The following is a 10,112-nucleotide window of genomic DNA, read 5'->3' on the forward strand; positions in this document are numbered from 1 at the left end:
CTTATTAGGAAACGCTATAGCTTTAATGTCCAGAAATTTTTAAGAATATTTTGCAGTTAATTTTAACATAAAAATATCTACCTATAAGTCCATTATCTAATTTATTCCCTTGGGTATATAAATTAAAATGATACCTTCTATTGTTCTCACAGAAGAAGCGATGAATTGCTCTGAATACTCACCCAGTAATAAAAATCAATCATCCAAAAATCCCTAGCTAAGAATAATAATTCTCAAAGGACTAAAGTCCTAATACCAATTTAATATGAAGCTGCATATAATACAGGGAAGCAAACTTGGTAAGTTTACATACTCATGAGCCGCCCTTTTAAGATTGAGATCGCGGAAAGCGAAGAGGAACTAAAAAAACGCCTAGAAACAGCGAGGTTGGGAAATCAGAAAGAAAAGCTACAGATGCTGTGGTGGCTCAAGAGTGGGCAGGTAAAGGAGCAGCAGGAAATAGGGAAACGCTTGGGTAGAGATACTTCAACAGAAAATTAACAGCTAAAATTTCTCCCTTCAGGAATTAGGATTTTTACCCGATTGAGGGCGTTGTTGCCGACGCTGTTCCCAGCGCCAGAGGAAGACCATTAAAACAACGATCGCTACTTGGAGAGCTAAACTAGGCAAAGCATTCTCAACATCCCGTCCGGCAAGCACTTGGAAGAAAAAGACGAATGCGCCGAGTGAGCCAGAAGCACCGAAAGCGATGTAAATAAATTGTCGTAACCCACGATAAGGAGCGGCTATTTCTGCTTTGAGGCTGGCATACTGTTCAGGATTAAGGCGATTTTTAGGATTTTGATTTATCATGACTAAATCATGTTATACTCTTAGATTGTGAACGCCGATGTGGCTCAGTTGGTAGAGCAGCTGATTCGTAATCAGCAGGCCGTGGGTTCGAGTCCCATCATCGGCTTTGGTGAAAGTATTGCTCAATATTAAAGTTTGACATAAATCAAGTGTACAGTGACTAATTATCTGTCGTCTCTGTCGTCACTGACACATTGATGTCGTTGTGACAAATTATTGTCATCAAACCTACCCCGAAATAACAATTGCGAACGCCAAAATAACAATTGCGAACCCCGAAATAACAATTGCGATCGCCAAAATAGCAAATGCGATCGCCAAAATAGCAAATGCGTACCCCGAAATAGCAGTTGCGATCGCCAAAATAGCAAATGCATACGCGGAAATTACAAACGCGTAGGCGTAGCCCGCCGCAGGCATCGCCAAATCGATAAATGCGTTGGCGTAGCCCGCACTTCTTTACGACGGGCTGCGCGTAGCTTGCTTCCCCGTAAGTTTTTATCTCTAACACTGAGCGTATTGGGATATTATGCAGGATAATAGAGATGGTTCAATTAGCGTGTCTAAATTTTCATGCAGTTTGAGTGGGATGAGGCGAAAAATTTAGAGAATCTTCGCAAACATGAGATTGATTTCGCCGATGTTCCTGAGATGTTTGAAAGTCCAATGCTAATTGAGTTAGATGATCGTTTTGATTACGGAGAAGACCGTTGGTTCGGTATAGGTTTCCTCGGCAACGGTGTAGCCGTTGTAGTTTGGACAGAACGCAAAAATAATGTGATTCGGATCATTTCAGCACGAAGGGCAAATCGGTATGAGCGACAAAAACTTGAGAAATACCTCTCGTACTAACTGGACAGCATTGGAGTCAATGAACGATGAAGAAATTGACTACTCTGATATTCCACCATTGACAGAAGATTTTTTTCAGAAAGCTACTCTCCGAGTTCCCGCACCTCAAGCACAGCAATTGGTACAGATTGAGCCAGATATACTAGAGTGGTTTCAAGCTCAAAGCGGAGAATATAAAACCTTAATCAACTCTGTTTTACGTCGTTACATCGAAAACTGCGACGAACAGAGTGCAGTGTAACAATTTAAAATTCAATTCTCCATTTGCTTGAGGAATAGGAGTTAGTATGATGTTACCTTCTTTCATAATTAGGGTTATATTCTTTAATTGATTCTATAGCATATTCTGGTTCATCTTCTGCATAACATTGATTTAAGTTATTTAAAGAGAAGGATTGCCAATTTTCTCTTTCTTCTGTATTGGTTTCTAAAACGGTTATATCTTCGACTTGTGGAAATGTTGAAGATTTAGTGATTAAATATTCGGCATAATGTAAAAGTTCAATTTTCAGGTAACTGGGCAAATTTTCTATGATTTTCCATAGGGCTGTTTTGGTACTCATAATTACTCCTTTTGGAATTTATAAGGATTAATATTACTTATTATTTTGATTGTAAGGTACAAGATCGGTGATCGCACTATTTTATTAAGGTACATCATAGCCCCCTCCTCGCTTGCGGGGCTACGGTGTACACACAAGTCATCAAATTACCCAAAACAAAAACCTCAAAGAGTCCTGACTTTAATCCCTCTCCTTACCAAGGAGAGGGACAGGTTTTGCGTAGCAGAACCAGGGTGAGGTTTTCTAGAGCCATTCAAGAAACCTTACTGGAAGGTGGTAGCTTAACTGAACTTTTCTCTGAGCGTTAACTGAACTTTTCTCTGAGCCAAAACTGAGGTTTGAACTCATATCTGCCTTAATGGTAAACCCTTAATTGTAGCTCAACAAAGAGATATCAATTTAACACAAACAAGGAGATAAAGTTATGCAAAATATTGTAATAATTATTGCTGTCACTTCTTCTACAATACTGGCTTCTATACTGACTTTTGGAACGCAGAACCCAGCAATTGCGTTAGGAGAGCAACCCGCACCTTTGAGCAAGATGGTATCTATTGATACTAATAGTTTACTACCCAAACAGTCTAATTTAGTTGCAGATATTTACTGGAGTCCGCAGGGGGATTGTAAAATTTTAATGCCAGGTACAGTCATAGAAAGTACAGACGAACAATTGACATCTCTAAGTGCTAGTAAAGAGATAGTATATACTATTATACACAGGGATTTTCCAGAAGCTTCCGGGATGCCTATTGTACAGATTCGGCAAGTGTTGGAAAGTGCAATGCGGGAAAGTATTGGTCGTACTGGCAAGGTTATTAGAACTACCAATCTTGTAATTGATGGACATCCTGGTTTGGAGCTACTGATGGAACACTCGGATGAAAGTCTGGGACAATATCGTGCATTTGTGGTTAATCAGCGTCTTTATTTTATGGGAGCTATAACACAAGATGAGTTAACCACAGAATCTGTTAATTTCTTTGATTCTTTTCGGGTTTATCCTGAGCGGATTCGTTACTCAACTTCTGAATTTATTAATGATTAAAACAAAAGATGATGTTCATATATTTGTTGCTCAATCAGGATCTAATCTCGATTTATTGCTTAACAATAAATGAACTTGTCTTGAGCATTGCACAGCCTAATGACCGAATTTTAGATTTTAAATTTTGGATTTTGGATTGAAGATTCAACATTAAAAAATTAAACAGGAGTCTTAGGCTTCATCGAGTCTTTATTCTTTGATGGCGAAATATCTGATATTTTTTGAAGGAAGCCTCAAGGTAAAAGTACATAGATGTAAGTTTTTGGAATGTCAAGCATATTGCCTGTTAGCTATTACAAAAAATAGTAACTTAAGGTTTTTGAAAAAATAATTGTTGTCAGAAGAAAAATATGTTGCGTTTTTTCAGAGCTTCTCTGAGCTTAGTTTCTGCTGTCTTGATTTTGGTGCTAACTCCCTTCGCCAGGGTTCAGGCTGAAGATTCACTAAGAGTTTTACCAACTCAAAAAAGCACTGATTCCCTTCAGAACGGTAGTCAATATGCTCAACTGAATTCTGCACCAGTCACTTCAGTTACCCAGCTTTCTGATGTGCAACCGACAGACTGGGCATTTCAAGCGTTGCAGTCTCTAGTTGAGCGTTATGGCTGTATTGCTGGATACCCTGATGGTAGTTTCAAAGGCGATCGCGCCATGACTCGCCTTGAGTTTGCTACTGCATTAAACGCCTGCTTAGACAAAGTTAACCCTAACGACAATTTCAAGAGTCAAACCAAAAACCTTTGGGGAATAAAAAAAGTGAGTTGGAGAACAATGACTTCGTATGACGCAACGCAAGCATTTGTTAAAGCTTTGACTGACCTTCGTGAAAATGCTAATCTAACTCGTCAAAATATATACGATAATTTGAGTAATAGTAGCTTTTCTGCTCCCGGCGCTATTACGGAGGTAAGATTTGATAAGGATCACGATCGCAAAGCAGTTACAGGTGTTGGTGTTTTAGTACAACTTGATAAAAGTAATCCTAACAGAGATGAATATGGTTTTACTCTTCTGCAAACACCACAACGAAATAATCCCTAAAAAGACGTACAAACTGTCAATATAACAATGTAAATTTTTAACAAAAACTTGAAATTTATGCCTGAACGCTCTCGCTCTACTCTCAAAGCCTCTCAACACGGAAAACAACTCATCAAGGAACGCTGTAAGAGGCTACAAAGAACGACGATTCCAGGTGCTTTAGATGTGAATGAAATAGTTCTTAGAGAAGCAAGTAAGATTTTACAACCAGATAAAAACTGGGATAATGTTTCAGCAGAACATTATGCTGTAGCTGAAAATACTTTGAAACGCTTTCGGGCAGCAAAGTATCGGATTAAGGCTTCTACTTTTAAGGCTTTTTGTCAAGTGTTGGACTTGAACTGGGAAGATGTAGCAGAAAATGAAGAAGATGCTAATAGAGATTTGAGCGAAGCACCTGCTCCTGTTAATTTTTATGGTCGTACCAAAGAGTTAGCTGAACTTCAGCAATCGCTTCTCCAAAAAGGTTGTCGATTAGTCCTTATTCACGGGATGGGAGGAATTGGAAAAAGCGCCTTAGTTCGCCATTTAGTAGATAAAGTTGCTGACAAGTTATTTGAGACTGTAGAGAATTTAATTGGAAGGCATTCTTTAATGTCTAAAAACACAGAAGATATTTCAGTAATTTATATACTAGAACCAGTTATTTTAAAATATAGTAATCAGCGATTTATCCTAGAGAATCACGCACAGATTAGCCAAATATTTATAAATGGGATCATTAATGGTTGTGAACTGTTTATTACTCATAGTTTCATTACAGCATACCCAAATGATGAAGAACTTAATCAGGAACAAATGAGGCGGATTGTTCAACCAATTCAAAAAATGCTATCGGATAACTTTCGTAGTCAGCAGCAACTCGAAAATGCACTGAAAAAAGTTTTGTCACTATTGGAAGATAAAGGATTGTCTCAAGGATATGCCTACCAAAATATTTCACACTTGATTTCGGCTGGCAAACAAATATAGCTAAGTAACAGGTAGCTTAACTGAACCATTCTCTGAGCCAAAACTGAGGTTTGAACTGGATAGATATTCTCAAACAATAAATATTTGGTAAATTCTTTGTCATCTAACTATTTAAACAGTATCAAAGAAATAGTATGATTCCCAGAAAGCTTTTAACAAATCGCTACAGTTAGCGATCGCCTTGGTGGATAGAGAGAGAACTAAAAACTATAATGAATGCATGACGGAATTAATAAAATCAAGATAGTTACAAATAATTGCTAAGGAATAAGGATTAAATAACATACGATTAATGTCCCTGGCTTACCTCACCCTCAATCCCTCTCCTTATAAAGGAGAGGGAAGCTAGATACATGATGAACTTTTGCATTTTATTTAATCCACGTTCCTAATTAGCAAGGAGAATGTAAATAATGCAGGCTGATAGCATTTCAAAGCAAAGGCTACTTGAAAAAATCCGCCAGCTACCTCCCGAAAAAGTTTTGCTAGTTGAAGATTTTATTGATTCTTTGGATCAGCAAAATACAGATCATAGCCTTACCTTTGCAGCAGCAAAACTTTCTGAGCCAGTTCTGCTTAAAATCTGGGATAACCCTGATGATGCAGAATATGACACACTATGAATTTGATGATGTTAGCTATTTTGGGTTGAGGTGCGATCGCACCTCAATTCAAAGCCTCGATATATCACTCAAACTCAGTTTCGCAGAAAGCTTTTAACAAATCAATACAATTTGCGATCGCTCCTAAATGGGCAATTTCATATCCATGTGTATTTTGGGTAGGAAACGCCAAACAAGCAGCACGCCCAACATGACCAAATTTCATCGCAATTGAGGCATCACTACCAAATCCGCTCAGAGTTGTTAACTGGACTGGCATATCCAACTGCTTGGCACTATGGCGCAGTTGGCCATTTAGCCCCTCATCATATATCCCATAGGCATCTTGAGATAAAAGTACAGGACTTTCCCCATCTTTAACAGGATATTCCTCAGATAATGGACAAATTTCTAAAGCAATCAAGGCATCCAAACGCTGATTTTGGGTGAAAAATAGCGCCCCAATTGCTCCCACTTCTTCTTTTGCTGATGCCACTAAATAAACATCGGCTACTGGCTGTTTCAGATTTTCAGCTAAAGCTAACAGAATCGCAACAGAGGCTTTGTTATCCAAAGTGTAACTGGCAATATGATCCTTTAACCTAATTGGATGCTTGCGATGCTTGCCGATTACCATTCTAGTTCCAGGTCGAATGCCAGCTGCTTCTAATTCAGCAGATGTCAGCTTCGTTTCAATCCAGGCATTTTCCCACTTAACAGTAGTATCTTCCTGCTGGACTTTTTGAGGAGATTCATGGGAAACATGGCGGGAACCAAAGCTGAGAATTCCACTGATAGTTTCGTTATCTCCCAATAAATCCACAACGCCTTCGCCGTAAACCCACGGGAAAGAACCGCCGAGTTTGCGGACTTCCACACGACCTTCATCACCGATATTCTTGACAATTGCGCCAATTTCGTCTTTGTGTGCCGTGATCGCAATCGCTCGGTCTGGACTTTTCCCTGGAATTTTCGCAATAATATTATCGGCGCGATCGCACCATACTTCCACACCCAGCGCCGCAAATCGCTGCATCAACAACTGGTTAATCTCAGCTTCTGCACCACTAGGAGAATGATGCATAACTAATTCTTCAATAATTTGAAATAAGCGATCGTAATCCGACATCAAATCAAATCAGTTTAATTTTCAACTCTTGTATGAGACAATTGTGCATCAACAACCCGACTTGCTGACACAAGTGCTGACTTTTTTTGTTGACGTTTCAGCACTCTGATCGCACCAAAAGCACCAAGAGCTAAAATCCCCAAGTTGATCGAAGGTTCAGGGACAGACTTAGCATCAATCGCCGCCAGTGCAGCATCTGCTATCACCTGATGAGCAGCAGTTGTTGGGTGGAAACCGTCCCAGATGAGAAACTTATTATTACCTGGCTTACATATATCTGGTCTAGATAGACAAGACTCGGTTACATTCGTAAAACCCAATGTACTTGCCTGATTAAATAAAGAATAAGTATCAACAGAGAAGATATTGAGATTCGGGTTTTGGCTCAAAGCGCTGACAGTTTTTGCTAAACCCAAGTTAAACTCATTAGTTGATTTGCTAAGGGTTGTAGGGTTGCGATTATCAATTTTAGCTGCTGGTAGCTCTCCCAAATCTGGCAAGTTAAACACCAAAATATTTTTCGCGCCCACTCCTACCAGAGTATTCAACGCCAGGGATATATTATTGATTGGCGTGGTAGAGTCTTTGGGGTTGAGAAAAAAGAAATCATTCGCACCTCCCCACAATGTATAAAGTGCATTTGGATCAGCAGTTTGATTATTTGCTTTTAGAGTTCCAGCAAAACTAAGGACTTGTTTGAGCACTCCCGGTAATCCGACATTGGGAAGGACAGCGTTATCTAAACCAGAGCTAGCACCACCGAAAGCGAAGTTTATTCCTTGGGTAGGAGGTGTGGAAGGAATAGTAGTCAATAAAGTGGGCTTTAATCCTAACTGATCTCCGAGATAATCTACCCAAATCGGCCCATCGGAAAAACGTCCCTGAAAGTAAGGTGGGCTTTGAGGGTATGTTTTCCCGGTAGCATTATATATATTACCTGTATCAGAAAGACTATCGCCAAATACATAAAGCTGATCAAAACTCGCAGCCGAGGCTTTGGTCGGCAACATGAAAGAAAATAGAACAAATCCGGCTGCGATCGCTTGTTTTTTCATATTCGTTTTACCCGTGGTATTTTTGAGTTTGTTTAAAAGTAATCAAAGTCCAATAGTAAGTTACTTCAAAATTAAGTACGTCTATCGAGTTAATTTACGTTTTTTTACTTAACTATCCCTCAAAAGTTTATCAAACCAAGATAAAAACGCTGTAAATACTTAGATTTACATTTTCTTGATAAAAAATCGCTGTATTACAAAGAAATGGTAAAATTTACATATTAAGGGGTGGTAATTGCCCACTTTTATGCTATGGATGGACTAACCGCGCTTTAACTTTAAAGCTTCAGCAGCCGATACACCCTCCCCCTGAGTGCCGAAATATGACAAAGCCGTAGCAGCCTCAGCACGAGTTACTGGTTTTTTGGGTTGAAACAGAGTCGTATAACCAAACACCCGCCGAATATTCGATTGTTCGCTATTCTGGTAATCAGCCAACACGGCTCTTAAAGCCTTGGGATCAATTCGCACTGCATCTTGGAAACCCCAGGTTTGTTTAACCGTATCGAAGTTAGCAGAGGGTAAAGCTTGGCGAGTATCTAGGGGTAATTTCCACAGCAGCAACTGTTCCCGCGTTAGGGGTGCATCAGGACGAAACAAAACTGCTGTAGAATCCCCAGACAAAGGACTGGGAATTAACCCAGCTTCGGCTAATCCTTGAATTGCTGGAAAATCCGCGTCTTTTGCCGACACATCACTAAAAACTGGTTGAGTGCTTTCTGATGCCAACCGAATTTGTTTAGCTGCATTGCTGGCATATATAGCATTGTTAGCAGCAATTAGCCAACGGGCGTATTCCCGATGTGTAACGATTTTACTGGGTTCAAACTGGTTAATTGTGGTCGTATTGCTCTTAGTTGCCTTTGGTTCTAGAGATAAAACACCTAATGCCGCTAAGTCTTGGATGTGTTGCCGCGATTCTTGCGGTATCTTGTTGAGATCGTTGAATTCCTGAGATTCGGCTGTGGCTGTAGGAGTTGTTTGGTTATTAGCCGTGCTTGGTGGTTGTGCTGGCAAATTTGCAGGTGATACCGGGCCAATGAACTGTGGATTGCCTGATTGAGGAACCGCGTTAGTAGTTTCGTTAGAATTTGTAGTTGGCGTAGGTTGTGCCGTTGCGGTACTATTCGGTACGTACTCAATCAATAATTCAGTGGCTGTTTGGGGTTGATTAGGTGTGGCTTTAGTAACTGATTTAGGCTGAATGGAAACTTTTAACAGCAAATCGTTACGACGCGCGTCAAAGGCACCTCCGGCATCATCTGTTGGCTGTTGCAAAATCTGCCAGTTATTTGTTTGAAACTGGCTGCGATAAAAGCTAGCAATAAAGTTGCTGGGATCAGAACTCAACCAACGAGTTGAGACTCTGTTTTCTGAGCCGCTAGCAGGTGTAACTTCCTGTAGTTTGGCATTGGAATATAGTGGGATATCTTTGGGAAAATCAGCTGGTAACTGAATTGTTGATTCGTTTTGCTGTGCTTGCGTTTGGTTAACCTGAGATTCTCCAAAAACAGCTGGATTGTCTTGCAGCTTAGGATCTGCCGCCAAAGATTGCTCAAGGTTTTTGGCAACTGGACTGTTAGCACAAGCTGTTAACGAAGTGAGTAGAACAGCCCAAATTAGAAATACAGCTGGACGTTTACAGGGAAGCACAGGGAATCACAAATTGAGTTTCAATTCCTACCCTAGCGCAGACTGTTGATTAAATGGGAATGGGGATTGCTCTCCTCCAGTCCCCCTGCTTCCCCTGCCTCCCCTAGTCCTCTTTGTATTGGTGAAGATGATGATATCTCAAAAAATTAGTAAACGGTAGCAAAAAGCTACCGTGTTGTCTTTGTTTTACAGCCATTAGGTTTTGTTCCTATGCTTATTTATAGATTTCCCTAAAATTCTGGCAAACTAACATTTTCGGAAAAAAAACACAAATAAATCTGGAATGCTTGCTAGATATGAGTTTTGCGATTTTGGGATTTATTTCTTAGATCAAGGTTAGAGCCACCACTAGGAACTGAGCAAAATTAATGTGGCAGACTACTAT

General features: G+C 39.9%; 12 protein-coding genes, 1 tRNA gene and 1 pseudogene. 8 read left to right on the forward strand and 6 right to left on the reverse strand.

The genetic code is table 11. The features are described 5' to 3' along the window. The first annotated feature begins 315 nt into the window (after nucleotides 1–315). Nucleotides 316–501 carry a hypothetical protein gene (locus ACYTXL_RS00390; protein WP_461923002.1) on the forward strand — a complete coding sequence of 62 codons (186 nt, stop codon included), beginning with the start codon at nucleotides 316–318 and terminating at the stop codon, nucleotides 499–501. A gap of 18 nt (nucleotides 502–519) precedes the next feature. On the opposite strand, the gene ACYTXL_RS00395 is transcribed toward ACYTXL_RS00390, so the two are convergent. Further along, the gene (locus tag ACYTXL_RS00395) at nucleotides 520–813 is read right to left on the reverse strand and encodes a DUF3493 domain-containing protein (protein ID WP_461923003.1); all 294 of its coding nucleotides are present in this window, start codon (nucleotides 811–813) and stop codon (nucleotides 520–522) included. A 33-nt stretch (nucleotides 814–846) separates the two neighbouring features. Here ACYTXL_RS00395 and ACYTXL_RS00400 point away from each other — a divergent pair. Next, nucleotides 847–919, forward strand: a tRNA-Thr gene (locus ACYTXL_RS00400). 58 nt (nucleotides 920–977) lie between these two features. Here the strand turns inward: ACYTXL_RS00400 and ACYTXL_RS00405 are convergent. Next, complete coding sequence (locus ACYTXL_RS00405) at nucleotides 978–1,190, reverse strand: hypothetical protein (protein ID WP_461923004.1); 213 nt, start codon at nucleotides 1,188–1,190, stop codon at nucleotides 978–980. 196 nt (nucleotides 1,191–1,386) lie between these two features. On the opposite strand from ACYTXL_RS00405, the gene ACYTXL_RS00410 reads away from it, so the two are divergent. After that, nucleotides 1,387–1,665, forward strand: coding sequence for a BrnT family toxin (locus ACYTXL_RS00410; protein ID WP_334765213.1), 279 nt, complete (start codon nucleotides 1,387–1,389; stop codon nucleotides 1,663–1,665). Further along, nucleotides 1,628–1,906 (forward strand): BrnA antitoxin family protein, encoded by a 279-nt coding sequence (locus ACYTXL_RS00415; protein WP_461923005.1) that lies wholly within the window; start codon nucleotides 1,628–1,630, stop codon nucleotides 1,904–1,906. The genes ACYTXL_RS00410 and ACYTXL_RS00415 overlap by 38 nt, the downstream gene beginning before the upstream one ends. Nucleotides 1,907–1,958: 52 nt before the next feature. Here ACYTXL_RS00415 and ACYTXL_RS00420 read toward each other — a convergent pair whose 3' ends face one another. Next, complete coding sequence (locus tag ACYTXL_RS00420) at nucleotides 1,959–2,228, reverse strand: DUF2281 domain-containing protein (RefSeq protein ID WP_461923006.1); 270 nt, start codon at nucleotides 2,226–2,228, stop codon at nucleotides 1,959–1,961. A gap of 424 nt (nucleotides 2,229–2,652) precedes the next feature. Between ACYTXL_RS00420 and ACYTXL_RS00425 the strand changes: the two genes are divergently transcribed. The 4 genes and pseudogenes from ACYTXL_RS00425 (at nucleotide 2,653) to ACYTXL_RS00440 (ending at nucleotide 5,911) form a co-directional block, all read left to right on the forward strand. Next, nucleotides 2,653–3,276, forward strand: a complete 624-nt coding sequence (locus ACYTXL_RS00425; RefSeq protein ID WP_461923007.1) for a hypothetical protein — start codon at nucleotides 2,653–2,655, stop codon at nucleotides 3,274–3,276. Nucleotides 3,277–3,626: 350 nt separating this feature from the next. Further along, a pseudogene (locus ACYTXL_RS00430) lies at nucleotides 3,627–3,980 on the forward strand (iron uptake porin); the annotation flags it as partial. Between the two features lie 393 nt (nucleotides 3,981–4,373). Further along, nucleotides 4,374–5,288, forward strand: a complete 915-nt coding sequence (locus ACYTXL_RS00435) for an AAA family ATPase (RefSeq protein ID WP_461923008.1) — start codon at nucleotides 4,374–4,376, stop codon at nucleotides 5,286–5,288. 413 nt (nucleotides 5,289–5,701) lie between these two features. Beyond that, nucleotides 5,702–5,911 carry a toxin-antitoxin system, antitoxin component, Xre family protein gene (locus ACYTXL_RS00440; RefSeq protein ID WP_461923009.1) on the forward strand — a complete coding sequence of 70 codons (210 nt, stop codon included), beginning with the start codon at nucleotides 5,702–5,704 and terminating at the stop codon, nucleotides 5,909–5,911. Nucleotides 5,912–5,975: 64 nt separating this feature from the next. Here the strand turns inward: ACYTXL_RS00440 and ACYTXL_RS00445 are convergent, their stop codons facing one another. The 3 genes from ACYTXL_RS00445 to ACYTXL_RS00455 form a co-directional block, all read right to left on the reverse strand. Next, nucleotides 5,976–7,019, reverse strand: a complete 1,044-nt coding sequence (locus ACYTXL_RS00445) for a M42 family metallopeptidase (RefSeq protein ID WP_461923010.1) — start codon at nucleotides 7,017–7,019, stop codon at nucleotides 5,976–5,978. Nucleotides 7,020–7,033: 14 nt separating this feature from the next. Beyond that, nucleotides 7,034–8,074 carry an SGNH/GDSL hydrolase family protein gene (locus tag ACYTXL_RS00450; protein ID WP_461923011.1) on the reverse strand — a complete coding sequence of 347 codons (1,041 nt, stop codon included), beginning with the start codon at nucleotides 8,072–8,074 and terminating at the stop codon, nucleotides 7,034–7,036. Nucleotides 8,075–8,335: 261 nt separating this feature from the next. After that, nucleotides 8,336–9,727 (reverse strand): S-layer homology domain-containing protein, encoded by a 1,392-nt coding sequence (locus ACYTXL_RS00455; protein WP_461923012.1) that lies wholly within the window; start codon nucleotides 9,725–9,727, stop codon nucleotides 8,336–8,338. Between the last annotated feature and the right edge of the window lie 385 nt (nucleotides 9,728–10,112).

The organism is Nostoc sp. (genome assembly GCF_054880495.1).